This is a genomic window from Enterobacter sp. Crenshaw (genome assembly GCF_024734705.1).
Classification (GTDB): domain Bacteria; phylum Pseudomonadota; class Gammaproteobacteria; order Enterobacterales; family Enterobacteriaceae; genus Enterobacter; species Enterobacter asburiae_B.
In genome coordinates, this window is sequence record NZ_CP102932.1 from 4,296,252 (window position 1) to 4,321,309 (window position 25,058).

Below are 25,058 nucleotides of genomic sequence, written 5' to 3' on the forward strand. Positions count from 1 at the left end.
TAACTTCGCCTCGTTACATCAAGCGTTGATAGAGATCGCGGTATGACTGCGCCGCGACATGCCAGCTAAAGTCCATGGACATCGCCTGACGCTGAACGTAACGCCAGAGCGATGGACGGGACCACAAGACGAAAGCACGCCGAATCGCCCGAAGCAGCGACCAGGCATTACTGTCCTCAAAGACAAACCCGCTGGCGATACCGTCCGCCAGGTTTTCCAGAGAGCTATCGGATACGGTATCCGCCAGTCCGCCCGTGCGGCGCACCAGCGGCAGCGTGCCGTATTTCAGGCCGTAAAGCTGCGTCAGGCCGCAGGGTTCGAAACGGCTCGGCACCAGGATGACGTCCGCGCCGCCCATGATGCGGTGCGAGAACGCTTCGTGATAGCCAATCTGCACACCCACCTGCCCCGGATGTTCCGCCGCGGCGGCAAGGAAGCCTTCCTGCAGCACCGGGTCGCCCGCGCCGAGCAGCGCCAGCTGTCCCCCCTGCTCCAGTAAACCGGGCAGCGCCTCCAGCACCAGATCCAGCCCTTTCTGGCTGGTCAGGCGGCTGACCACCGCGAACAGCGGCACTTTATCGTTAACCTTCAGGCCCATCGCAATCTGCAGCTGGCGTTTGTTCTCCGCTTTGTCTTCCACGGAATCACGGCCATAGCGCGCCGCCAGCAGGAGATCGGTTTCCGGGCTCCAGATCTGTTCATCCACGCCGTTCAGAATGCCTGACAGGCGGCCTTCGCGGTGGCGCTGTTGCAGCAACCCTTCCATGCCGTAGCCAAACTCCGGCTGGGTGATCTCACGCGCGTAGGTTGGGCTCACGGCGGTAATATGATCGGCGTAATACAGCCCGGCTTTCAGGAACGAGATCTGCCCGTTAAATTCCAGCCCGTGCATGTTATAGAACGATAATGGCAGATCGATTTCACTCATGTGATGGGCATAGTACATCCCCTGATACGCCAGGTTATGCACGGTAAAGACCGATTTCGCCGGATGGCCGCGCGCCGCGAGATACGCCGGGGCAAGCCCGGCGTGCCAGTCGTGCGCGTGCACCACATCCGGGCGCCAGAACGGATCCAGCCCCGTCGCCATTTCTGCCCCGACCCAGCCGAGCAGCGCAAAGCGCAGCACGTTATCGGTGTAGGCGAACAGGTTCGTATCGTGATACGGGCTGCCCGGTCGCTCGTATAAGTGCGGCGCGTCGATCAGGTAAATCCCTACGCCATTGTAATGTCCAAACAGCAGGGTGATGCGTCCGGCGAAGGTCTCACGGCGGGTCACCACTTTTGCATCGGGAATACCGCGCCGGATATCCGGAAAGGCGGGCAGCAGGACTCGGGTATCCACGCCTCCGGCGATTTGCGCCGCCGGTAATGCACCCAGAACATCTGCCAGACCGCCCGTTTTTAACAACGGGAACATCTCAGAACATACATGTAAAACCTGCATCATCGCTCCTGTTTGATCTGCAGCTTCCGCAACATTTCCCGTGTGACTAACACGATCCCCTCTTCCGAACGATAGAAACGACGCGCGTCTTCTTCCGCGTTCTCACCAATCACCATCCCTTCTGGAATGACGCAGGCACGATCGATAACGCAGCGACGCAGACGGCACGAGCGCCCTACCCAGACATCAGGCAGCAAGACTGCCGAATCGATATTACAGAATGAATTTATTCGCACGCGGGGGAACAGCACCGACTGCACCACCACCGAGCCTGAAATAATGCACCCGCCGGACACCAGCGAGTTCAGCGTCATACCGTGGCTCCCGGAGCGGTCCTGCACGAATTTGGCCGGCGGCAGCGATTCCATATGGGTACGAATCGGCCAGTTCTGGTCGTACATATCCAGCTCAGGCGTGACCGACGCCAGGTCGAGGTTCGCTTTCCAGTAGGCTTCCAGGGTTCCCACATCGCGCCAGTAAGGTTCCGCATTGGGGTCGGACTGCACGCAGGACAGCGGGAAAGGATGTGCATAGGCCATGCCAGCTTTAGTGATTTTCGGAATGATGTCTTTACCGAAGTCGTGGCTGGAGTTTTCGTCTTTATCGTCGTCTTCCAGCAGCTCATAAAGATAATCTGCATCAAAGACATAAATCCCCATGCTGGCGAGCGATTTAGTGTCATCGCCCGGCATGGTTGGCGGGTTCGCCGGCTTTTCAACAAAGTCGATAATTTTGTCGTCGGCATCCACGTGCATCACGCCAAACGCCGTCGCTTCAGCAACGGGCACAGGCAGACACGCTACGGTGCAGCGCGCCCCTTTTTCGACGTGGTCGATGAGCATGTGGGAGTAATCTTGCTTGTAGATATGGTCCCCGGCGAGGATCACGATGTATTCCGCGTTATAGCGGCGAATGATGTCGAGGTTCTGCGTCACTGCATCCGCCGTTCCGCGGTACCAGTTCTCACCGTGGACGCGTTGCTGAGCGGGAAGGAGATCGACAAACTCGTTCATCTCTTCGCTGAAGAATGACCAGCCGCGCTGGATATGCTGAACCAGCGTGTGCGACTGATACTGCGTAATGACGCCAATACGGCGAATGCCCGAGTTAAGGCAGTTGGAGAGCGCAAAGTCGATGATACGGAACTTACCACCAAAGTGAACGGCCGGTTTCGCGCGCTTGATGGTCAAATCTTTCAGACGGGTACCACGTCCACCCGCAAGTATCAGGGCAACCGTTTTTAATGGTAGCTGGCGCGCCAACATTAAGGGATCGTTCTTCTCTAATCTAACCATGACTAACTCCTTTTTTATCATCTTTGGAATACGCACACTCCGTGCGCAGGCCCGTGCCAGACAGCCATTACTACCGGATTATCCGCTCCGGCAAAGGGGGGAACAGCTCGCCATTCCCCTTCAGGTAAAACAATCTCTGCGACGTCATCCGTCGCGTTCAGCGTGACCAGCCATTTATCCGACAGCAGGATTTGCAGGCGTGGTACGCCGTGTTGCCACTCTTGCGCGCTTAACGGTTGCGCGTCTTGATTCAACCAGCGAACGTTGCCGTCACCCTCTTCCCACCAGCGGTCGGCGGTCAGCGCGGGGATCTGCTGGCGAAGATGGATCAGCGCAGCGGTAAAATGAATCAGCCCGCTGTTGGCTTCACCCCAGTCGAGCCAGGTTAACGTGTTGTCCTGGCAATACGCATTGTTGTTACCGTGCTGGCTGTGGCCGTGTTCATCGCCTGCCAGCAGCATCGGCGTGCCCTGCGACAATAAAAGCGTTGTCAGCAAAGCATGAACGCTGGCGCGTCGCCGCTCGATGACGTCCAGGCTACCGCCTAACCCTTCTATACCATGATTAAAGCTATGGTTATTGTTAGTGCCATCGCGATTCTCTTCGCCGTTTGCCTCATTGTGTTTCTGATTGAAACAAACGCAGTCCCTGAGCGTAAAACCGTCGTGTGCCGTCAACAGATTGACGGTGGCCGACGGGCGTTTGCCGTCGCGCTTAAAGAGATCGCTTGAAGCGGCAAAGCGTTCGGCGAACTCCCCCAGCGACAGATTCCGTTCCAGCCAGAAGCGGCGTGCGGCATCGCGGTAGTGATCGTTCCACTCGGCAAACAGCGGCGGGAAATTCCCGACCTGATAACCGCCTTCCCCTATGTCCCACGGCTCGGCAATGAGCTTCACCTGCGAGAGCACCGGACAGTTTTTTATCGCCTCAAACAGCGGCGCCTGCTGGCTGAACGCTGGCGTGCGCCCCATCACTGGCGCCAGATCGAAACGAAAACCGTCGACGTGGAACGTTTCCACCCAGTATTTCAGGCATTCATAAGCAAAATGCGTGACCGCCGGATGGCTGAGGTTGAGCGTGTTACCGCAGCCGGTCCAGTTCTCATAATCGCCATCCTGCCTGATCCAATAATAGCTACGGTTATCAATTCCGCGCATGGAGAGCGTCGGACCGTCGAGATCGCTTTCGGCACTGTGGTTCAGCACGACGTCCAGAATGACCTCAATGCCCGCCGTATGAAGCGCCTTCACCGCATCGCGAAATTCGTCCCGCGCCTTTTCCGGATGGGCGGCATAGCGTGGCTCAAGCGCGAACATCGCCAGCGGGTTGTAGCCCCAGTAGTTGCTTAGCCCCAGCCGCTGCAGGCGCGGCTCGCTGGCGAAATGGGCGACGGGTAACAGCTCCAGAGCGGTGATGCCGAGGTGCTTCAGGTAGGCGATCATGGTTGGATGCCCGAGCGCCTTATAGGTGCCGCGCATCTCTTTGGGGATCGACGGGTGCAGGTACGTCAGCCCTTTAACGTGGGCTTCATAAATGACGGTATTGCCCCACGGCGTCTGCGGCGGGGCATCGTCTTCCCAGTCATAAAGATCGTTCACCACCACGCTTTTTGGCGCGACGGGCGCGCTGTCGCGGTGGTCGGGCTCGCCGTAGCCCACGTGGAAGAGCGGGTCGTCTTTAAATTCGCCGTCCACGCGGTGCGCGCACGGGTCGATCAGCAGCTTCGCCGGGTTAAACCAGTGCCCCTGCGCCGGATCCCACGGACCGTGTACGCGAAAGCCATAGTGCATGCCTGGCCGTCCTCCGGCCAGGTAGCCGTGCCAGGTATCCCCCGTGCGCGCGGGTAAATCGTAACGGTGCTCGTTACCTTCCCCATCAAACACGCACAGTTCTACCCGCTCAGCGTGAGCGGAAAAGAGGGTGAAATTGACACCCTTTCCGTCAAAACGCGCGCCGAGCGGTTCGGGTTTACCTGCCGTAAGCTGCGTCATTCGCCCTCCCGCATCAGCCAGATGGTGCCAAGCGGCGGCAGCGTCAGGCTCAGGGAGTTGGGTCGCCCGTGGCTTTCGATGGCGTCGCTCTGTACCAGCCCGCCGTTACCGGCGTTACTGCCGTGGTAGTGCATCGAGTCGGTATTCAGGATCTCGCGCCATTTGCCCGGCTGGTTAATGCCGAAGCGGTAGTGCTCGCGCGGCACCGGCGTGAAGTTGCTGGCGACGACGATCTCGTTACCCGCTTTGTCACGGCGCACAAAGACAAACACCGAGCGCTCGTGGTCGTCCACCACCAGCCACTCAAAGCCGTACGGATCGAAGTCGAGCTCGTGCAGCGCTTTGTGGTGGCGGTAGGTCAGGTTCAGGTCGCGCACCAGACGCTGCACCCCGTGGTGCCAGTTGTCGCCGCCTTCCAGCAGATGCCAGTCGAGGCTGGCGTCGTGGTTCCACTCGCGTCCCTGGGCGAACTCATTGCCCATAAACAGCAGTTTCTTGCCCGGGAAGGCAAACATCCAGCCGTAGTAGGCGCGCAGGTTGGCAAACTTCTGCCACGCGTCGCCCGGCATGCGGTCGAGAATGGATTTTTTGCCGTGCACCACTTCATCGTGCGACAGCGGCAGCATGAAGTTTTCGGTGTAGTTGTAGAGCATCCCGAACGTCAGCTTATCGTGATGATACTTACGGTGAACCGGATCCAGCTTCATGTAGTCGAGCGTGTCGTGCATCCAGCCCAGGTTCCACTTGTACCAGAACCCCAGGCCGCCTAATGACGGCGGACGGGAGACGCCCGCAAAGTCGGTCGACTCTTCCGCCATGGTCACGGCACCGTCCACCTGTTCGCCGATAATGCGGTTGGTATTGCGCAGGAATTCAATCGCTTCCAGGTTTTCACGGCCACCAAACTCGTTCGGGATCCACTCGCCCTCTTTGCGGCTGTAGTCGCGGTAGATCATCGACGCCACCGCATCGACGCGCAGGGCGTCAATGCCAAACCGCTCGATCCAGTACAGGGCATTCCCGACCAGATAGTTTGCGACCTCACGGCGACCGTAGTTATAGATCAGCGTGTTCCAGTCCTGGTGATAGCCTTCGCGCGGGTCGCTGTGCTCGTACAGCTTCGTGCCGTCAAACTCTGCCAGCGCAAAATCATCCGACGGGAAATGGCCCGGTACCCAGTCGAGGATGACGTTCAGCCCGGCGGCGTGCGCGGCATCAATGAAATAGCGGAAGTCATCGCGCGTGCCGAAGCGGCGCGTTGGCGCATACAGCCCGGTAGGCTGATAGCCCCAGCTGCCGTCGAACGGATGCTCGTTGACCGGCAGCAGCTCAAGGTGGGTAAAGCCCATCCATTTGGCATACGGCACCAGCTGGTCGGCAAGCTCACGGTAGCTCAGCCAGAAGTTGTTATCGGTGTGGCGACGCCAGGAGCCAAGGTGTACCTCATAGACGGAGATGGGCGCATCAAAGCGGTTGGCCTGTTTGCGCTCCTCCGTCTGGACGACCTTCTCCGGCAGGCCGCAAATCAGCGACGCGGTATCCGGGCGCATCTGCGCTTCGAAGGCATACGGGTCGGCTTTAATGCGCAGCTTGCCGTTGGCGTCGATCATCTCGAATTTATAAAGCTGCCCGGGGTGCGCTCCGGGGATAAACAGCTCCCAGATGCCGCTTTCCCGGCGCAGGCGCATCGGGTGGCGGCGGCCGTCCCAGTAGTTGAACTGGCCAACAACGGAGACGCGCTGGGCGTTAGGCGCCCACACGGAGAATCGCGTGCCGGTAATGCCGTCCATGGTATCGGCATGGGCACCCAGCGTTTCATAAGGGCGAAGATGCGTTCCTTCGGAGAGCAGCCAGGCGTCCATCTCTTTAAGCAGAGGGCCAAAGCTGTAAGGATCGTCAATCAGGTTTTGCTGACCGTGCCAGAGAACGGCGAGCTGATAGCGAAAAGGGTTTTTACGGCGGGGCATTACGCCCGAGAAGAAGCCACGGGAATCGAGGCATTCAAGATTACCGACCTTGCGGCCGGTTTTGGGTTCAATCACCCAGACTTCTGTGGCATCCGGTAACAGTGCCCGAACTTCAAGGCCATCCTCAGTTTGATGCATCCCAAGCACAGAAAAGGGGTCAGCAAAATGACCCGCAATAAGCGCATTAATCACGTCTCTATCCACACGATCGGACATGGTATTCATCCTGTTTTTTATGTCGTCCTTTTTAAGCGCTCCGGGACGACTTTTAATGTGACCTGAACGGGACAGCACAAAAATGTGCATCCATTCTGCTCCGTTCGAACCTCAGGTAAGAAATGACTCTTCCTTAAAGCATAGCCAACGCTCTAGATGACTCCTGATAAAAAATAAGACATACGCGTGTTACTCCATGTAGTACGCAAAAAAAAGGGGTGAAAATCACCCCCGGTAGTTAACAAATTATTACGCCAGCTGGCGCAGCATGCGGCGCAGCGGCTCGGCGGCGCCCCACAGGAGCTGGTCGCCGACGGTGAACGCGGAGAGATACTCCGGCCCCATGTTCAGCTTGCGCAGACGGCCAACCGGCGTGGTCAGCGTGCCGGTAACGGCAGCCGGGGTCAGCTCGCGCATGGTGATATCGCGATCGTTTGGCACCACTTTCGCCCACGGGTTGTGCGCGGCCAGCAGCTCTTCCACGGTCGGAATAGACACATCTTTTTTCAGTTTAATGGTGAAGGCCTGGCTGTGGCAGCGCAGCGCGCCGATACGCACGCACAGACCGTCAACCGGAATGGTGTTCGCGGTCGCGAGGATTTTATTGGTCTCAGCCTGGCCCTTCCACTCTTCGCGGGTCTGGCCGTTATCCAGCTGTTTGTCGATCCATGGGATCAGACCACCGGCCAGCGGTACGCCGAAGTTGTCCACCGGCAGCTCGCCGCTGCGGGTCAGCTGAGTGACCTTACGTTCGATATCAAGGATCGCGGACGCCGGGTTTGCGAGCTCGGTCGCGACGCTTTGGTGCAGCTGGCCCATCTGGGTCAGCAGCTCGCGCATGTGACGCGCACCGCCGCCGGACGCCGCCTGGTAGGTCGCCACGGAGACCCACTCAACCAGATCCTGCGCGAACAGGCCGCCGAGGGACATCAGCATCAGGCTGACGGTGCAGTTACCGCCGACAAAGGTTTTCACGCCGTTGTTCAGGCCGTCGGTGATGACGCCCTGGTTCACCGGGTCGAGAATGATGATGGCATCGTCTTTCATGCGCAGCGAAGAGGCCGCGTCAATCCAGTAGCCCTGCCAGCCGCTTTCACGCAGCTTTGGATAGATTTCGTTGGTATAATCGCCGCCCTGGCACGTCACAATAATGTCGAGTGCCTTCAGCGCTTCCAGATCGTAAGCATCCTGCAACGTGCCTGTGGTACCACCAAAGGACGGAGCAGCCTGGCCGAGCTGGGAAGTGGAGAAGAAGACCGGGCGGATAGCGTCGAAATCGCGCTCTTCAACCATGCGTTGCATGAGTACAGAGCCGACCATACCGCGCCAGCCGATAAAACCAACGTTTTTCATAGCATTTTTTTCCTGCTGAGGGTGTGTGCTGATTGTGCAAGCCAGTATTGAACTGGGATATGCTTCACATTACAAAATGCTGCCAAAGTCGCAAGCGAAATTAATCGATGATTGCCCGGCAATCAGAAAAAGCGCTAATCATCGGAATAACACTACTAAGTATCAGGGATAATTTAAAGATGAGTGAAATCATTTCCGCGGCGGTTTTATTGATCCTGATTATGGATCCACTGGGAAACCTGCCTATCTTCATGTCGGTGCTGAAGCACACCGAGCCGAAGCGCCGCCGGGCGATCATGATCCGCGAGCTGCTCATCGCCCTGCTGGTGATGTTTATCTTCCTGTTTGCCGGTGAAAAAATTCTCGCGTTCCTCAACCTGCGCGCCGAAACCGTGTCGATTTCCGGCGGGATTATTCTGTTCCTGATTGCCATTAAGATGATTTTCCCAAGCGCGGAAGGCAGCAGCAGCGGCCTGCCCGCGGGTGAAGAGCCGTTTATCGTGCCGCTGGCGATTCCACTCGTCGCCGGGCCAACCATTCTGGCCACGCTGATGCTGCTGTCGCATCAGTATCCGAACCAGATGAGCCATCTGGTGATTGCCCTGCTGATCGCCTGGGGCGGGACGTTTATCATCCTGCTGCAGTCGTCGCTGTTCCTGCGCCTGCTGGGTGAGAAAGGGGTGAACGCGCTGGAGCGCCTGATGGGGCTGATTCTGGTGATGATGGCAACGCAGATGTTCCTGGACGGGATCCGCGCGTGGATGAAAGGATGACGTTCTCCCTCTCCCCTTGGGAGAGGGGCGGGATGAGGGCATCAGGCCGCAGAGGACAGCCCATCTAACCCTTACGAATCAAATACCGGTACGGCAGCGCTTCGGTCTGCTGTGCCACCAGCTCATGCTCCATAAAGGTACAAAAACCGGGAATATCGCGGGTCGTGGCCGGGTCGTCGGCAATAATCAACAGCGTTTCACCGGTCTGCATGTTGCGCACGGTCTTACGTACCATCATTACCGGTTCCGGGCAGCGAAGGCCCTGGGCATCAAGAGTGTGGTCTGGGCTGGAAAACAGGTCGGTCATGGTCTTCTCGGTCTGGTAAAAACGGCTGTAGTTTACGCCCGGTTGCGATCAATGCAAACCAGGTTAACGATTGCGTAAAAACTAACCATTGCAATGTCCTGCCAAAGCAGTATCATGCTGCGGTTTTTATTGGGTTCCCTCACCCCAACGTATAAAAAGGTCACAATATGACGTCGTTTTCTGAATCACAGCGCGTAAAAGCGTTGTTCTGGCTTTCGCTTTTCCATTTGCTGGTGATCACCTCCAGCAACTATCTGGTGCAGCTCCCAATCTCCATCTTTGGTTTTCATACCACCTGGGGCGCATTCAGCTTCCCGTTTATTTTCCTCGCGACGGATTTGACCGTGCGTATTTTTGGCGCACCGCTGGCTCGCCGTATTATTTTTTCGGTCATGCTCCCGGCGCTGTTCATCTCGTACGTGGTTTCGTCACTGTTTTATATGGGAAGCTGGCAGGGCTTTGAGGCGTTAACCCACTTCAACCTGTTTGTTGCCCGTATCGCCGCAGCAAGCTTTATGGCCTACGCGCTGGGGCAGATCCTCGACGTGCATGTGTTTAACCGCCTGCGTCAGAATCATCGCTGGTGGATGGCGCCAACCGCCTCCACGCTGTTCGGTAACGTGAGCGATACGCTGGCCTTCTTCTTCATCGCCTTCTGGCGCAGCCCGGATGCGTTCATGGCCGAACACTGGATGGAAATCGCGCTGGTGGACTACTGCTTCAAGGTCCTCATCAGCATTGTTTTCTTCCTGCCGATGTACGGCGTGCTGCTCAATATGCTGCTGAAAAGGCTGGCAGATAAATCTGAAATCACGGCATTGCAGGCTGGTTAAGGGTTCGCTTTATCAGTTGTGATAAGATGAGCGAATGAGCCGTTATGGCCGTTTATCGAAAGGAAGAAGTCAATGCGCAATCTGGTTAAATATGTCGGGATTGGCCTGCTGGTTGTGGGTCTTGCAGCCTGTGATAACAGCGACACGAAAACGCCTGCTCAGGGCGCATCCGCAGAGAGCAACGCGACCGGCCAGCCGGTGAATCTGATGGATGGCAAACTCAGCTTCTCTCTGCCAGCCGATATGACCGATCAGAGCGGCAAGCTGGGCACCCAGGCGAATAACATGCACGTTTACTCCGACGCAACCGGGCAGAAAGCGGTCATTGTGATTGTGGGCGACGACACCAGCGAAGACCTGGCCGTCCTGTCCAAACGTCTGGAAGATCAGCAGCGCGGCCGCGATCCGCAGCTGCAGGTCGTGACCAATAAATCCATCGAGCTGAAAGGCCACACGCTGCAACAGCTCGACAGCATCATCTCTGCAAAAGGTCAGACCGCATACTCTTCTGTGGTGCTGGGCAAGGTTGATAACAAACTGCTGACCCTGCAGATCACCCTGCCAGCCGAAGATCAGCAGAAAGCGCAGACGGCTGCTGAAAACATCATTAACACCATCGTGATCCAGTAACGCTTCACGACGATGACGTGGCCTCCGGTGCCTGCACCGGGGGCCATTTTTTTAGCCGCCACGTCAGCAGCAGCGCAATCACCACCAGACCCGCCGCGGCAAGATAGATTACCGGAACTCCTGCCCAAGCCATCACCAGCCCCGCCAGCGGGCCGGTAATGCCTAAAGACATATCCATAAACACCGTATAGGTCGCCAGCGCCGCCCCCTGATTCTGCTGCGGCACGGCTTTTACCGCCACCACGCCCAGCGCCGGGAAGACCAGGGAAAAGCCTGCCCCCGCGAGGAACACACCCACTTTCGCGACCCAGGGCACCATCGCAATTCCGGTCAGCAGCAGCCCGACAATCTCTATCGCAAAGCAGATCATCGCCACATTCAGCCCGCCAAGGCGGTTGATGCCGTTAGGGAAAAGCAGGCGGGCACCAACAAACGCACAGCTGAACAGGGTTAACGCAAAGGCTGCGCCGTCCCAGCCTTTGGCGTCGTAGAACAGGGTAATGAAGGTCGCAATCACGCCGAAGCCGGTGGTCGCCAGCGCCAGGGCCATGCCGTACGGCCAGACGCGCCCCAGCACCGCCCGAAACGGCAGCGGCTTGCCTTTGCTGGCCTTCACTTTCGGACGCGGCAGCGCAAAGAGGATTGCCAGCAGCGCGACCGCCATAATGGTGATGGAAAGCCCATACAGCCCGCCAAGCGCATAGCAGGCCACGCCGAGCGGCGCCCCGAGCGCCATCGCACCGTAGGTGACAATCCCGTTCCAGGAGATCACCCGGCCAATGTGCGGCGCGCCTACCACACCCACGCCCCACAGCGTCGAGCCGGTTCCCGCCAGACTTTGCCCAATGCCCAGAATGACGCGGCCCAGGCAGAGCAGCGCCAGGCTGACCAGCGGCCAGTGGCCGGTTGCGGCAGCCAGCAGGTAGCTCAGGCCACTGAGAAAACAGCCGCACAGCCCCACCACTACGATGCTTTTTGGACCGAACGCGTCCGCGTAGCGCCCGGCATGCGGGCGGCTGAGGAGCGTGGCGAAATATTGCAGGCTAATCACCAGCCCCGCCCAGAAGGCGCTGAAGCCCATCACGTCATGGACATAGCCCGGCAGGACCGCCAGCGGCAGGCCAATGGTCAAATAGCTGGCAAAGTTGAAAATCACAACGGAAACGATGCGCAGATTGAGGCGCAGTCCGCTCAGTGCCGGTTCAGCGGCAGGTTCGGGCATGGGGTTCTACCTGGATTTTTTACAACAGTGTTTCACTATTACCACGGCGCAATAAGAAAATCAGCCCCGACTTTCAGATTAACGGTGCCAGACGAAGCGAAGCCCGGGCACTACACTTATCGGGTCATCATATTAAGGAACACGCATGATCGCTAACCCGTCCGACAAAGCAGGACTCCACATCTTATTAAAACTCGCCTGTCTGGTGGTTATCCTTGCGGGTATCCATGCTGCCGCTGACATTATTGTTCAGCTCCTGCTGGCGCTCTTTTTTGCCATCGTGCTTAATCCTCTGGTCACCTGGTTTTTACGCCGGGGCGTCAGCCGTCCGGTAGCCATCACCATCGTGGTTATTGTCATGCTGATTGGCCTGACGGCGCTCTTCGGCGTGCTGGCGGCATCGCTGAGCGAATTCTCCACCATGCTGCCGCAGTACAACAAAGAGCTGACGCGTAAAATTGTCGCGCTGCAGGAGATGGTGCCCTTCCTCAATCTGCATATCTCACCCGAACGGATGCTGCGCAGGATGGACTCCGAGAAGGTCATGACCTACGCCACCACCTTGATGACGGGGCTTTCCGGCGCGATGGCCAGCATTCTGCTGCTGGTCATGACCGTTGTGTTTATGCTGTTCGAAGTCCGCCACGTCCCCTATAAGCTGCGCTTTGCGCTGAACAATCCGCAAATTCACATTGCCGGGTTACACCGGGCCCTGAAGGGCGTCTCCAAATATCTGGCGCTGAAAACGCTCCTGAGCGTCTGGACCGGGGTGATTGTCTGGCTGGGGCTGATGCTGATGGACGTGCAGTTCGCGCTGATGTGGGGCGTGCTGGCCTTTCTGCTGAACTACGTGCCCAATATTGGCGCGGTGCTTTCCGCCGTGCCGCCGATGATTCAGGCGTTTCTGTTTAACGGTTTCTACGAATGCATGCTGGTCGGCGCGCTGTTCCTCGTCGTGCATATGGTGCTGGGCAATATTCTTGAACCGCGCATGATGGGACACCGTCTGGGCATGTCGACGCTGGTGGTGTTTTTATCCTTACTGGTTTGGGGATGGCTGCTGGGCCCGGTCGGTATGCTGCTGTCGGTTCCTCTGACCAGCGTATGTAAAATCTGGATGGAGACCACCAAAGGCGGCAGCAAGCTGGCGATCCTGCTCGGGCCGGGGAGGCCGAAAAGCCGGTTACCCGGCTAACCGACCTACCTGTACAGGTAGGTTTAAACCGTCAGTAATACACCGTAAATTACCGCGTCCCTAATCCGTCGCGGTATTTTTATTTGCGTTAAGGCGATACTCATTCTGTTTTTAATTACGCCGCGCGCATTACGTTCAAACGCAATTCATGATTTAACGCAAATTATAAAAAATGAAATTCTTATTTATTTTCCATGCTATTATGCCCGTCTTCGCGTCAACGTAATGTAAACATTAATATTGATTAAAAAATACACCCAGCGATAACAAAAAGCCGGATGAATATTATTTGTAAAAAACACTACCTTTAATTGTTATTATTGATATGGAGTTGTTGATGAAAAAGATCGTTAAATGGTGTGCTGCTGCCGTATTCATTGGCGCACTGGCAGGCTGTGCGCGTACCGCCCCAATTGCTCAGGTTCACTCTATTGTAAGCGCGGGCCATACTGCCGATCAGGTAAAAACGGCAATTTTGAAAGCAGGCCAAAAACGCGACTGGATCATGACGGAAACCGGCCCGGGAATGATTAAGGGGCGTCTGCAGTCACGCGATCACTCGGTCCAGGTAAGTATTCCGTACACGGCCACAAGCTATTCAATCAACTATGAAAACAGCCTTAACCTGAAAGCGGCAGACGGTAAAATTCACAAAAATTATAACCGCTGGGTAAATAACCTCGACCACGATATTCAGCTGAACCTCTCCACTGGCGCCGCGCTGTAATATTTTTCTAAAGTCGGGCCGCGTATGGCCCGATAACCTCTTTTTATTAGCCTCAAAGGTTACGCAGGAATGTACGAAAAGGACACACTCAGCGCACTGGATGCCATTACCGAAGCGCAGCGCATCGCCTTTGCCCCGATGTTATTCCAGACTGCGCTTTGTCTGCGTAACTCAGGCGTTCTCGCCTGGCTCGATAAACAAGGTAAAGCGGGGGCAAGCCTCGACGAAATAACCGAACACAGCACGCTCGGCAGCTATGGCGTCAGCGTACTGCTGGATATGGGATTAAGCGGTCGAATTGTTACCCAACAGAATGGACGTTATTTCCTGGCGAAAGTGGGCCATTTTTTACTGCACGACGAAATGACCCGCGTAAATATGGATTTCACCCAGGACGTTTGTTATCAGGGGCTATTTCACCTGGCGGACGCCCTGCAGGAGGAAAAACCTGCCGGATTAGCCGTGTTTGGCAACTGGCCAACCATCTACCCGGCGTTATCCCAATTACCTGCTCCGGCGAAAGAGAGCTGGTTCGCCTTCGATCATTACTATTCTGACGCCGCTTTTGACGCTGCTTTGCCATATATATTCGCAAGCTCGCCGACAAAATTGTACGATGTGGGCGGAAATACGGGTAAATGGTCGTTACGCTGCTGCCGCTATGACGAAAATGTTGCCGTGACGATCCTCGATCTGCCGCAGCAGATAGCGCTGGCGCAGGAAAACATCGCAAAAGCAGGTTTTTCTCATCGTATTGCATTCCATGCTGTCGATATGCTTAGCCCAGCAACATTGCCGGGTGACGCCGACGTCTGGTGGATGAGCCAGTTCCTGGATTGTTTCTCTCCGGATCAGATTGTCGCCATGCTGACGCGCGTCGCACAGGCCATGAAGCCAGGCGCACGTTTGTGCATCATGGAGCTTTTCTGGGATGCTCAGAAATTTGAAGCTGCCTCTTTCAGCCTGAATGCCACCTCGCTCTATTTCACCTGTATGGCGAATGGCAATAGCCGGTTTTACAGCGTAGAGAAGTTCTATCGCTACCTGGAGAGCGCAGGTTTCAGCGTTGAACAGCGGCTGGACAACCTTGGGGTCGGTCATACCCTGCTGATATGCACCAAACGTGAACAATAGAGCAGCTTAGCTGCCGGGTGGCCCAGCCTGCCCTTTGAATACGGTTTTTTTCGCGGACGCGCGTAGATGAAATTTTCACTGAACATTATCGACTGGCAGGCGAGAGCGCCAGGACTCAGCGATGCCACAGAGTGGCAGGCATGGTCGCGCCTGCAGCTGGCCGTTGACCCAGCGGCCCCGCTTCCCCGCCTGACCGCTTTACCCATGATGACCGCGCGCCGCCTCAATTCAGGCAGTAAGCTGGCGGTGGATATTGGTCTGGCCATGCTGCAAAACCACGCTATTGATGCCGTCGTCTATTCCAGCCGCCACGGCGAGCTGGAGCGCAACTACCGTATTCTGCATGCTCTGGCGACCGGGCAGTCCGTTTCACCCACCGACTTCGCGATGTCCGTGCACAATTCCGCGGTGGGCAATCTCACGATCACCGCACGCCAGGCCATCGTCTCGTCATCCATTTCTGCCGGGCTGGACACCTTCCAGCAGGCCCTATGTGAAGTGCTGAGCCTGCTGCATGCGGGCTATTCCCGCGTCCTGCTGGTCGATTTTGACGGCGCGCTGCCGGAATTTTACCATCCGGCGCTACCGCCGCAGATGCCCACCTGGCCCTACGCGCTGGCGCTGGTGATTGAATCCGGCAACGGATTGCAGTGTGAAACCCGCAGCGGCAGCACGGGTGAAGAACCCGCCCTGCCGCAAAGCCTGATGTTCCTGCAGCGCTATCTCAGCGAGGAACGTCAGTTTGTGGTGCCCGGCGAACGTTTGCTGTGGCAATGGACGCGCGCATGAATCGCCTGGCTGCCCGTATCAACTGGTTATGGCGTCTGGTGATGACCGGCTTCTGCTTCGCGCTGTTTGGCGTGGGCGGGCTGCTGCTGTCGCTGGTCTGGTTCAACCTGCTGCTGATCGTCCAGCGCGACCGCGCCAGCCGTCGCCGCCTGGCGCGTCGCAGCATTGCGGCCAGCTTCCGCTTCTTCCTGACCGTGGCGCGCGGCCTCGGCGTACTGGACTATCGCATTCACAATCTTGACGCGCTGCGCAGCGATCGGGGTTGTCTGGTGGTGGCTAACCACCCCACGTTAATTGACTACGTGATTCTGGCGTCGGTGATGCCCGAAACCGACTGTCTGGTGAAAAGCGCGCTGCTGCGCAATCCCTTTGTCAGCGGCGTTATCCGCGCGGCGGATTATCTGATTAACAGCGAAGCCGAGCCCCTGCTCGCGGCCAGCCAGCAGCGTCTGGCTCAGGGCGACACGCTGTTAATCTTCCCGGAAGGCACGCGTACCCGGTTTGGCGAGGCTATCTCCCTCCAGCGCGGCGCGGCAAATATCGCCGTGCGCTGTAACAGCGATCTGCGGGTGGTGCTGATCCACTGTAGCGAACACCTGCTGGATAAAAAAAGTCACTGGTATGATGTACCGCCAGAAAAACCTGTTTTCACCGTGGATGTCCGCGACCGCGTGAACATCGACGAATTTTACGATGCAAATGAACAAGAACCGGCGCTGGCGGCAAGGCAGTTAAACCGGCATCTGCAGCATCGATTAACATCAGGCCTTCAATCTTTGTCAGGAATTAATGATGCAAGCGCTTTATCTTGAAATTAAGAATCTCATAATCACCACGCTGAATCTGGACGAGCTTACCGCAGAGGATATTGATACCGATGCCGCGCTGTTTGGCGATGGGCTGGGTCTGGACTCCATTGACGCGCTGGAACTGGGTCTGGCGGTAAAAAACCAGTATGGCGTGGTGCTTTCTGCCGAAAGCGAAGAGATGCGCCAGCACTTCTTTTCCGTCGCCACGCTGGCGTCCTTTATCAACGCTCAACGCGCCTGAGATGTGAACGATGACTGAACAAGAAACCATTTATCAGGAAGTCTGCGGCCTTCTGACCAAGCTCTTTGAAATCGACCCGCAGGACATTACGCCCGAAGCCCGTCTTTACGAAGACCTGGAGCTGGACAGCATTGATGCGGTGGACATGATTGTTCATCTGCAGAAGAAAACGGGCAAGAAAATCAAGCCGGAAACCTTCAAGTCGGTTCGTACCGTTCAGGATGTGGTAGACGCCGTCGAACAGCTTCTGCGCGAAGAGTAAGACGTCGTGCGTGGTGGACGGACGTTCCCGGTCATCCCACTGCTGACGGGGCTGATGCTGCTGGCGTGGCCCTTCCTGATTGGATTTGGGCTGACGCACAACAGCCTGCAGTGGCTGTTGCCGGTGATGGCGCTGGTATTGCTGCTGCGGCTGCGCCAGGCGCGACGGAACGCTGGCCCGATGCGGTATGTGGTGCAGTGCGTGGCGCTCGCGGGCATTGCGCTCTGCGCGGCAAGCTACCTGCTGAAAACCCACCAGTGGCTGCTGTTCTACCCGGTGGTCGTCAACCTTGTGATGCTGGCCGTGTTCGGCGGTTCGCTGTGGACCGCGATGCCGCTGGTCGAACGGCTGGCGCGCCTGCGCGAGCCAAACCTGCCCCCGGAGGGCGTGCGCTATACCCGCAAGGTGACCCTCGTCTGGTGCGGCTTTTTCATCGGAAACGGCGCGATGGCGCTGTTCACCGTGCTCCACGGCGACATGCATCTGTGGACGCTGTGGAACGGTATGGTGGCCTACATCCTGATGGGAACGCTGATGGCGACCGAGTGGCTGGTGCGCCAGCGGGTGATAAAAAAAGAGATGCACAATGACTAACCCCCTTCCGCTGGGCCAGTGGCTAAACGCGCCCCGCCCTGACGACATGCCCGTTGCCTGGCTTGACGATCGTACCTGGACGCTTGGCCAGCTGCGCCACGACGTGACCTTGCTGGTCGAAACCCTTCGTCAGCAGGAAGGCGAGCGCTGGGCGCTGTGCTTTGAAAACAGCTACCTGTTTATCGTTGCGCTGCTGGCCTCGCTGCATGCCGGTAAAACGCCGGTCATTCCCGGCCATAGCCGCGTCTCGCAGCTTGAAGAACAGCAGGCGTTGTTTAGCGGCATCCTGAGCGATCGCTCTCTCGATTTCCATGGCAAGCTGATTGTGGTGGCCTCCAGCCATCAGACCGCTCGCCGCTGGGCGCCCCTGCCGGCCATTGACGAAAGCCGCTTCGTTGAACTGTTCACCTCCGGCTCCACGGGTACCCCGCGCCGGGTGATTAAGCACATCGTCAGCCTGGATCGCGAAGCCCGTCTGCTGGCTGACCGCTTCGGCGAACGTCTGACCGGCTGTAGCGTTGTCGCCTCGGTCGTACCGCAACATCTGTACGGCCTGACCTTCCGCATCGTATTGCCGATGGCGCTGGGCCTGCCGCTGCATGCCGCAATGCTCTACTACGCCGAGCAGCTGGCCGCCCTTCCTCATGACCGGCATTATCTGTTCATCAGCAGCCCGGCGTTCCTGAAGCGCCTGGATACGGAGCTGCCCGCGCCGCCCGTCAGAATGCTGATTTCAGCAGGCGGAATGCTGCCGTGGTGTGACGTCGCCACCACCGCGGGCTGGCTTAACATCTGCCCGGATGAAATTTATGGCAGCACCGAAACCGGGATCCTCGCCTGGCGCCATCGCCAGCAGGATAACGTCCCGTGGCTGGCGTTCCCCGGCGTTATCTTCCATCAGGAAGATGACGCCTGTCGCGTCACGTCGCCACTGATCCACGAGGCTGAAGGACTCCAGCTGGACGATATCCTGCACTTCGACAGCGAGGGGCTGTTCAGCATCGCCGGTCGTCGCGGGCGGGTGGTCAAAATTGAAGAAAAGCGCATCTCGCTTAACGAGATCGAACGTCGCCTGCTGGAGCTCGACGGCATTTGCGAAGCGGCTGCGCTGCCGGTCACGCGCGGAGGCCGTCAGGGGATTGGCGCACTGCTGGTGCTGGACGAAGCGGTTCGCCAGCGCGGCTATATGCAGGATAAAAAAGCGCAGGAGTTCGCCTGGCGTCGCGCCCTACTGCCGTGGCTTGAGCCGGTCGCCGTTCCGCGCTACTGGCGCATTGTCGATGAAATGCCGGTAAACAGTATGAACAAGCGTGTCTATGCGCAGCTAGAGGAGTTATTTCATGAAAATTCATGAAATTGAGCGCCGCCAGACACAGCCGGAGAAGCTGGAAATCATTTTGCATCTCGACGCGGCGCTGTTCTGGTTTCAGGGCCATTTTGCCGTACAGCCGCTGCTGCCCGGCGTTGCGCAGCTTGACTGGGTGATGCACTACGCCACGACGTTACTGGCGCCGGGCTACCGCTTTCACAGCATTCAAAACGTGAAGTTCCAGGCGCCTCTGCTGCCGGAAACCACGGTGACGCTGGTGCTTGAGTGGCATGCCGAACGTCAGATGCTGACCTTCAGCTACCAGCGTCACGCCGGGGCGGAGCGCCATACCGCCAGCAGCGGGAAAATTCGGCTATGTCAGTGATCTTTCGCCCCTGCGTGCTGATCCCGTGCTACAACCACGGCGCCATGATCGCCCGCGTGCTGTCGCGTCTCGCGCCGTTTGGCCTGCCGTGCCTGGTGGTGGATGACGGCAGCGAAGCGAGCACCCGACAGGAGCTCGAGCGCCTGGCGGCGGAGCAGCCGCAGGTAACGCTGGTCCGCCTGGCGCAAAACGCCGGGAAAGGTGCCGCGGTCATCAGGGGGCTGGAGGAGTGCGCGCGCGCGGGCTATACCCACGCCGTGCAGGTGGACGCGGACGGTCAGCACGCCATCGAAGATATCCCCAAACTGCTGGCGCTGGCGGAGCGCCACCCGGACGCGCTGATCTCCGGCCAGCCCATTTACGATGATTCCATTCCGCGCTCGCGGCTCTACGGGCGCTGGGTAACCCACGTCTGGGTGTGGATTGAGACCTTATCCCTGCAGCTTAAAGACAGCATGTGCGGCTTTCGGGTCTACCCGGTCTCGCCCACGCTGCGGCTGGCGGCGCGTGAAACGCTCGGCAAACGGATGGACTTTGACACCGAAGTGATGGTCCGTCTCTACTGGCAGGGCAACACCAGCATCTTTCTGCCCACCCGCGTCACCTACCCGCAGGACGGGTTGTCCCACTTCGACGCGTTAAAAGATAACGTGCGGATCTCCCTGATGCATACCCGGCTGTTCTTCGGCATGCTGCCCCGCATGCCCGGCCTGCTTTTCCGTCGACGCCGCCAGCACTGGGCGCAGCAGGACGAGGTCAAGGGCCTGTGGGGCATGCGCCTGATGCTGCGCGTCTGGAAGCTGATGGGCCGCCGGGCCTTTACCGTGCTGCTGTGGCCGGTCATCGGCGTGTACTGGCTTATCGCACGTCCGGCGCGGCTGGCCTCGCGGCAGTGGATTGAGAGAGTGAAGCACGAGCTGCGTCAGCGGAACATGCCCGTTCCCCCGCGGCTCAACAGCTTTTTCCATTTCATGCGCTTCGGCAACGCGATGCTGGATAAAGTCGCCAGCTGGCGCGGTGAGCTGAAGTTTGATCGCGACGTGGTCTTTGCCCCCGGCGCGAGCGAAACGCTTAACGTCGCGGCGCCGCAGGGCAAGCTGCTGCTGGCCTCGCATCTTGGCGACGTTGAGGCCTGCCGGGCGCTGGCCCAGCTGGACGGCAGCAAAACTATCACCGCCCTGGTCTTCAGCGAAAACGCCCGGCGCTTTAAGCAAATCATGAGCGAAATGGCGCCCCAGGCGGGCGTGAATTTGATGTCGGTTACCGACATCGGCCCGGACACCGCGATTGCCATCAAAGAGAAGCTTGAGCGGGGAGAATGGGTCGCGATTGTGGGCGACCGCATCGCGGTGAATCCGCAGCGTGGCGGCGAGTGGCGCGTGATCTGGAGTCCGTTCATGGGCCAGCCAGCGCCGTTCCCACAGGGGCCGTTTATCCTGGCCTCCATCCTGCGCTGCCCGGTGGTGCTGATTTTTGCCCTGCGCCAGCAGGGTAAGCTCGTCCTGCACAGCGAACCGTTTGCCGACCCGCTGCACCTGCCGCGCGGTGAACGCCAGCAGGCGCTGCAGGAGACCGTCGATCGCTACGCGCAGCGGCTGGAGCATTACGCCCTCATGTCGCCGCTCGACTGGTTTAATTTTTTCGATTTCTGGCATCTGCCAGAGTCCAGAGAGAAGGAGTAAAGGGTGCTGACCGATCCCCGCTTTACGACTGAAGTTGAGATCACCGTTCCGTTCCACGACGTCGATATGATGGGCGTGGTCTGGCACGGTAACTATTTCCGCTACTTTGAGATCGCCCGCGAGGCGCTGCTCAATCAGTTTGACTATGGCTATCGCCAGATGAAGGCCTCCGGCTACGTCTGGCCCGTCGTCGATACCCGGGTGAAATACCGCGATGCGGTGACCTTTGAGCAGCGTATTCGCGTCCGCGCGCACGTTGAAGAGTATGAAAACCGCCTGCGCATTGCCTATCAAATTTTCGATGCGCAGACCGGCAAACGCACCACGACCGGCTACACCATCCAGGTGGCGGTGGAAGAAGCCACCCGCGAGATGTGCTTTGTGAGCCCGGCAATACTGTTTGAACGAATGGGAGTGACGCCATGAAATGGTTGCCTTTGCTGGCGCTTCTCGTCAGCCCGCTGGTCAGCGCCGTGACGCTGGATGAACTGCAGCAGCGCTTCACCGGGCAGCCCGTCGTGCGCGCGCACTTCGAACAGGTTCGCACCATAAAAGATATGCCGCAGCCGCTGCGCTCGCAGGGCGAGATGCTGATCGCCCGCGACAGCGGCCTGCTGTGGGATCAAAAAGCGCCGTTTCCGATGACGCTCCTGCTGGACGACAAGCGGATGGTTCAGGCCATTAACGGCCAGCCGCCGCAGACCGTCACCGCCGACAATAATCCGCAGATGTTCCAGTTCAACCATCTTCTGCGGGCCCTGTTCCAGGCCGATCGCAGGGTGCTTGAAGAGAACTTCCGCATCGATTTTAAAGACCTGGGCGCCGGCCGCTGGTCGCTGGTGCTTACGCCAAAAACGACGCCGCTGGACAAGATTTTCGCCACCCTCGATCTGGGCGGCGCGACCTATCTGGAGACGATTCGCCTCAACGACAAACAGGGCGACCGTACCGATATCGCCCTTTCACGCCACCAACTGACGCCCGCCAGCCTGACCGATGACGAACGCCAACGCTTTGCCGCACCGTAAATCCCTGCGCCCGGCGCTGCTGTGGGCCACGCTATGCCTGATTCTGCTGGGCGTGCTGCTGTCGCTTCTGCCCGGCGCGCGTCTGAACAGCAGCGTGCTGGCCATGCTGCCGAAGCAGACGCTGGGGGCGATCCCGTCGGCGCTCAACGACGGGTTTATGCAGCGTCTCGACCGCCAGCTGGTCTGGCTGGTCAGCCCCGGCAAAGAGCCCGATCCGCGCGTGGCGCAGCAGTGGCTGGCGTTGCTGCAAAGCAGCGATTCGCTCAGCGAGGTCAAAGGCCCGATGGACGCCGCCGGGCAAAAGGCCTGGGGAGAGTTCTTCTGGCAGCACCGAAATGGCCTGATCGATCCCGCCACCCGCGCCCGCCTGCAAAACGGCGGAGAAGCGCAGGCGCAGTGGATTTTATCTCAGCTCTATTCGGCCTTCTCCGGCGTCAGCGGCAAAGAGCTGCAAAACGATCCCCTGATGCTGATGCGCGGCTCGCAGCTCGCTCTGGCGCAAAATGGCCAGAAGCTGCGGCTGATGGACGGCTGGCTGGTCACACAGGATGAGGCGGGAAACTACTGGTATCTGCTGCACGGCGAGCTGGCGGGCTCGTCATTTGATATGCAGCAGACCCACCGGCTGGTGACGACGCTTAACGCGCTGCAGGAGACGCTAAAAGCGCGTTTCCCGCAGGCGCAGCTGCTTTCTCGCGGGACCGTGTTCTACAGCGATTACGCCAGCCAGCAGGCCAAACGTGACGTCTCGACGCTGGGCATCGCCACCCTGCTTGGCGTGTTCCTGCTCATCGTGGCGGTGTTCCGCTCTCTGCGCCCGCTGCTGCTGAGCGTGCTCTCCATTGCCATCGGCGCGCTGGCGGGTACGGTGGTGACCCTGCTGCTCTTTGGCGAACTGCACCTGATGACGCTGGTGATGAGCATGAGCATCATCGGTATTTCAGCCGACTACACGCTCTACTACCTGACCGAACGGATGGTGCACGGCGCGGAGCACTCCCCCTGGCAAAGCCTGGCGAAAGTGCGCAATGCGCTGCTGCTGGCGCTGCTGACGACCGTCGCCGCCTACCTGATTATGATGCTGGCCCCCTTCCCCGGGATCCGCCAGATGGCGGTGTTCGCCGCCGTGGGGCTGAGCGCCTCCTGCCTGACGGTGATTTTCTGGCATCCGTGGCTGTGCCGGGGATTACCGGTGCGCCCGGTTCCGCTGATGGTTATCATGCTGCGCTGGCTGGCCGCGTGGCGACGCAATAAAAAACTGTCCGTGGGTTTGCCCGTCGCGCTGGCGCTGCTCTCCGCCGTGGGGATGAGCACCCTGAGGGTGGACGACGACATCGCCCAGCTGCAGGCCCTGCCGAAAGATATTCTGGCGCAGGAGAAGGCCATTACCGCCCTGACCGGACAGAGCGTCGATCAGAAATGGTTTGTGGTTCATGGCGCCTCGCCTCAGCAAACGCTGGAGCGGCTGGAAGCCTTTACCCCGGCGCTGGCACAGGCGCAAAAAGCCGGAGAGATCGCCCGCTGGCGTACGCTGCCGCTGAACTCGCTGGCGCGCCAGAAAAGCGATCTTACGCTGCTGCACGACGCTGCCCCTGCGGTAACTAACGTGCTGAAAAGCGCCGGGCTCAGCGCCGTATCCCCGAATCTCGACGCCATGCCGGTCAGCGTGGACGCGTGGCTTAAAAGCCCGGCCAGCGAAGGCTGGCGTCTGCTCTGGCTGACCCTGCCCAACGGGGAAAGCGGCGTGCTGGTGCCGGTGGACGGCGCGAAAAACAGCGCTTACCTCGGTGAACTGGCCGCGCGCCATGACGGCGTCGTCTGGGTCGATCGCAAAGCCAGCTTTGACAGCCTGTTTGCCCTCTACCGCACGCTGCTGACGGGGCTACTGTTTGCCGCGCTGGCGGTGATTGCCTGCGGGGCGATGCTGCGCCTCGGCTGGCGTAAAGGGCTGATAAGCCTGGTGCCGTCCGTGCTGTCGCTGAGCTGCGGCCTGGCGGTGCTGGCCGTAACGGGCCACCCGGTGAATCTGTTCTCACTGCTGGCGCTGGTACTGGTGCTCGGCATTGGCATTAACTACACGCTGTTTTTCAGCAACCCGCGCGGTACGCCGCTGACCTCGATGCTGGCGATTACGCTGGCCATGATGACCACGCTGCTGACGCTGGGCATGCTCGTCTTCAGCGCCACCCAGGCCATCAGCAGCTTTGGCATCGTGCTGGTGAGCGGTATTTTTACCGCCTTCCTGCTGGCTCCGCTGGCGATGCCGGATAAGAAAGAGAGAAAACGTAAATGAACGCTTTTTATCGCGCCGTTGCGCTGGCCGCGGCGCTGCTGCTGGCGGGCTGCAGCCATTCGACCGATACCAAAGAGACGCGGCCTCAGGCCTGGCTCCAGCCGGGCACCAGAGTGACGCTGCCGCCGCCCGGCATTAGCCCGGCGGTGAGCTCCCAGCAGCTGCTGACCGGCAGCTTTAACGGACAAACGCAGTCCCTGCTGGTGATGCTCAACGCGGATGCGCATAAGGTGACGCTGGCCGGGCTTTCTTCCGTGGGCATTCGTCTGTTCCTGGCAACGTACGATGAGACCGGTATTCATACCGAGCAGTCGATCGTCGTGCCGCAGCTGCCGCCCGCCAGCCAGGTGCTGGCCGACGTGATGCTCAGCCACTGGCCGATTAGCGCCTGGCAGCCGCAGTTGCCGAAGGGCTGGACGTTAACGGACAATGGCGATCGGCGCGAGCTGCGTAACGCCAGCGGCAAGCTGGTGACGGAGATTGTCTACCTGCAGCGCAAAGGCAAGCGCGAGCCGATCAGCATCGAGCAACACGTCTTTAAATACCACATCACCATTCAATATCTGGGTGACTGAG

The 25,058-nt window shown here is 58.8% G+C and carries 25 protein-coding genes; 18 read left to right on the forward strand and 7 right to left on the reverse strand.

Annotated elements, in window-relative coordinates:
• Nucleotides 1-13: 13 nt before the first annotated feature.
• From glgA to asd, 5 genes are all read right to left on the reverse strand, one after another.
• Nucleotides 14-1,447, reverse strand: a complete 1,434-nt coding sequence (glgA, locus tag NWV12_RS20520; RefSeq protein ID WP_039263066.1) for a glycogen synthase GlgA — start codon at nucleotides 1,445-1,447, stop codon at nucleotides 14-16.
• Nucleotides 1,447-2,742, reverse strand: a complete 1,296-nt coding sequence (gene glgC, locus NWV12_RS20525) for a glucose-1-phosphate adenylyltransferase (RefSeq protein WP_023337914.1) — start codon at nucleotides 2,740-2,742, stop codon at nucleotides 1,447-1,449. The genes glgA and glgC overlap by 1 nt, the downstream gene beginning before the upstream one ends.
• A 17-nt stretch (nucleotides 2,743-2,759) precedes the next feature.
• On the reverse strand, nucleotides 2,760-4,733 hold the full coding sequence (gene glgX / locus NWV12_RS20530; RefSeq protein ID WP_101744693.1) for a glycogen debranching protein GlgX: 1,974 nt from the start codon (nucleotides 4,731-4,733) through the stop codon (nucleotides 2,760-2,762).
• On the reverse strand, nucleotides 4,730-6,916 hold the full coding sequence (gene glgB / locus NWV12_RS20535; protein ID WP_048981469.1) for a 1,4-alpha-glucan branching enzyme: 2,187 nt from the start codon (nucleotides 6,914-6,916) through the stop codon (nucleotides 4,730-4,732). Before glgB ends, glgX begins: the two co-directional genes overlap by 4 nt.
• Nucleotides 6,917-7,165: 249 nt before the next feature.
• Entirely contained in the window at nucleotides 7,166-8,269 is a 1,104-nt protein-coding gene (gene asd / locus NWV12_RS20540) for an aspartate-semialdehyde dehydrogenase (RefSeq protein WP_033146834.1), read from the reverse strand.
• A 179-nt stretch (nucleotides 8,270-8,448) separates the two neighbouring features.
• On the opposite strand from asd, the gene yhgN reads away from it, so the two are divergent.
• Nucleotides 8,449-9,042, forward strand: a complete 594-nt coding sequence (yhgN, locus tag NWV12_RS20545) for an NAAT family transporter YhgN (protein WP_003861574.1) — start codon at nucleotides 8,449-8,451, stop codon at nucleotides 9,040-9,042.
• Nucleotides 9,043-9,106: 64 nt separating this feature from the next.
• Here the strand turns inward: yhgN and tusA are convergent, their stop codons facing one another.
• On the reverse strand, nucleotides 9,107-9,349 hold the full coding sequence (tusA, locus tag NWV12_RS20550; RefSeq protein ID WP_008503071.1) for a sulfurtransferase TusA: 243 nt from the start codon (nucleotides 9,347-9,349) through the stop codon (nucleotides 9,107-9,109).
• Between the two features lie 167 nt (nucleotides 9,350-9,516).
• Between tusA and NWV12_RS20555 the strand changes: the two genes are divergently transcribed.
• Together NWV12_RS20555 and NWV12_RS20560 are read left to right on the forward strand one after the other, a co-directional pair.
• The gene (locus NWV12_RS20555; protein ID WP_023309514.1) at nucleotides 9,517-10,182 is read left to right on the forward strand and encodes a 7-cyano-7-deazaguanine/7-aminomethyl-7-deazaguanine transporter; all 666 of its coding nucleotides are present in this window, start codon (nucleotides 9,517-9,519) and stop codon (nucleotides 10,180-10,182) included.
• 72 nt (nucleotides 10,183-10,254) lie between these two features.
• Nucleotides 10,255-10,812: a DcrB family lipoprotein gene (locus NWV12_RS20560; RefSeq protein ID WP_023309515.1), complete on the forward strand. Its 558-nt coding sequence runs from the start codon at nucleotides 10,255-10,257 to the stop codon at nucleotides 10,810-10,812.
• A 4-nt stretch (nucleotides 10,813-10,816) separates the two neighbouring features.
• Here the strand turns inward: NWV12_RS20560 and NWV12_RS20565 are convergent, their stop codons facing one another.
• Complete coding sequence (locus NWV12_RS20565; RefSeq protein ID WP_039263064.1) at nucleotides 10,817-12,034, reverse strand: MFS transporter; 1,218 nt, start codon at nucleotides 12,032-12,034, stop codon at nucleotides 10,817-10,819.
• A gap of 145 nt (nucleotides 12,035-12,179) precedes the next feature.
• On the opposite strand from NWV12_RS20565, the gene NWV12_RS20570 reads away from it, so the two are divergent.
• The 15 genes from NWV12_RS20570 (at nucleotide 12,180) to NWV12_RS20640 (ending at nucleotide 25,057) form a co-directional block, all read left to right on the forward strand.
• Nucleotides 12,180-13,229 (forward strand): AI-2E family transporter, encoded by a 1,050-nt coding sequence (locus tag NWV12_RS20570; protein ID WP_032662225.1) that lies wholly within the window; start codon nucleotides 12,180-12,182, stop codon nucleotides 13,227-13,229.
• Between the two features lie 337 nt (nucleotides 13,230-13,566).
• Nucleotides 13,567-13,956 (forward strand): lipoprotein, encoded by a 390-nt coding sequence (locus NWV12_RS20575; RefSeq protein ID WP_048981442.1) that lies wholly within the window; start codon nucleotides 13,567-13,569, stop codon nucleotides 13,954-13,956.
• Nucleotides 13,957-14,025: 69 nt separating this feature from the next.
• Nucleotides 14,026-15,090, forward strand: a complete 1,065-nt coding sequence (locus NWV12_RS20580; RefSeq protein ID WP_048977523.1) for a methyltransferase — start codon at nucleotides 14,026-14,028, stop codon at nucleotides 15,088-15,090.
• 66 nt (nucleotides 15,091-15,156) lie between these two features.
• On the forward strand, nucleotides 15,157-15,879 hold the full coding sequence (locus NWV12_RS20585) for a beta-ketoacyl synthase chain length factor (protein WP_048981443.1): 723 nt from the start codon (nucleotides 15,157-15,159) through the stop codon (nucleotides 15,877-15,879).
• Nucleotides 15,876-16,691 (forward strand): 1-acyl-sn-glycerol-3-phosphate acyltransferase, encoded by an 816-nt coding sequence (locus NWV12_RS20590; protein WP_033146839.1) that lies wholly within the window; start codon nucleotides 15,876-15,878, stop codon nucleotides 16,689-16,691. The genes NWV12_RS20585 and NWV12_RS20590 overlap by 4 nt, the downstream gene beginning before the upstream one ends.
• Nucleotides 16,672-16,929 carry a phosphopantetheine-binding protein gene (locus tag NWV12_RS20595; protein ID WP_008503081.1) on the forward strand — a complete coding sequence of 86 codons (258 nt, stop codon included), beginning with the start codon at nucleotides 16,672-16,674 and terminating at the stop codon, nucleotides 16,927-16,929. The genes NWV12_RS20590 and NWV12_RS20595 overlap by 20 nt, the downstream gene beginning before the upstream one ends.
• Nucleotides 16,930-16,939: 10 nt before the next feature.
• Nucleotides 16,940-17,191, forward strand: coding sequence for an acyl carrier protein (locus NWV12_RS20600; protein WP_024908875.1), 252 nt, complete (start codon nucleotides 16,940-16,942; stop codon nucleotides 17,189-17,191).
• Between the two features lie 6 nt (nucleotides 17,192-17,197).
• The gene (locus NWV12_RS20605) at nucleotides 17,198-17,785 is read left to right on the forward strand and encodes a hypothetical protein (protein WP_029740658.1); all 588 of its coding nucleotides are present in this window, start codon (nucleotides 17,198-17,200) and stop codon (nucleotides 17,783-17,785) included.
• Nucleotides 17,778-19,139 carry an AMP-binding protein gene (locus tag NWV12_RS20610; RefSeq protein WP_048981444.1) on the forward strand — a complete coding sequence of 454 codons (1,362 nt, stop codon included), beginning with the start codon at nucleotides 17,778-17,780 and terminating at the stop codon, nucleotides 19,137-19,139. Before NWV12_RS20605 ends, NWV12_RS20610 begins: the two co-directional genes overlap by 8 nt.
• Nucleotides 19,126-19,479, forward strand: a complete 354-nt coding sequence (locus NWV12_RS20615) for a hydroxymyristoyl-ACP dehydratase (RefSeq protein ID WP_045888417.1) — start codon at nucleotides 19,126-19,128, stop codon at nucleotides 19,477-19,479. Before NWV12_RS20610 ends, NWV12_RS20615 begins: the two co-directional genes overlap by 14 nt.
• Entirely contained in the window at nucleotides 19,470-21,161 is a 1,692-nt protein-coding gene (locus tag NWV12_RS20620) for a glycosyltransferase (RefSeq protein WP_048981445.1), read from the forward strand. Before NWV12_RS20615 ends, NWV12_RS20620 begins: the two co-directional genes overlap by 10 nt.
• A gap of 3 nt (nucleotides 21,162-21,164) precedes the next feature.
• Nucleotides 21,165-21,587: a thioesterase family protein gene (locus NWV12_RS20625; RefSeq protein ID WP_023309526.1), complete on the forward strand. Its 423-nt coding sequence runs from the start codon at nucleotides 21,165-21,167 to the stop codon at nucleotides 21,585-21,587.
• Nucleotides 21,584-22,189 carry an outer membrane lipoprotein carrier protein LolA gene (locus NWV12_RS20630; RefSeq protein ID WP_048981446.1) on the forward strand — a complete coding sequence of 202 codons (606 nt, stop codon included), beginning with the start codon at nucleotides 21,584-21,586 and terminating at the stop codon, nucleotides 22,187-22,189. The genes NWV12_RS20625 and NWV12_RS20630 overlap by 4 nt, the downstream gene beginning before the upstream one ends.
• On the forward strand, nucleotides 22,158-24,482 hold the full coding sequence (locus NWV12_RS20635; protein ID WP_048981447.1) for an MMPL family transporter: 2,325 nt from the start codon (nucleotides 22,158-22,160) through the stop codon (nucleotides 24,480-24,482). The genes NWV12_RS20630 and NWV12_RS20635 overlap by 32 nt, the downstream gene beginning before the upstream one ends.
• Nucleotides 24,479-25,057: a DUF3261 domain-containing protein gene (locus NWV12_RS20640; RefSeq protein WP_033146845.1), complete on the forward strand. Its 579-nt coding sequence runs from the start codon at nucleotides 24,479-24,481 to the stop codon at nucleotides 25,055-25,057. The genes NWV12_RS20635 and NWV12_RS20640 overlap by 4 nt, the downstream gene beginning before the upstream one ends.
• Nucleotide 25,058 lies beyond the last annotated feature (1 nt).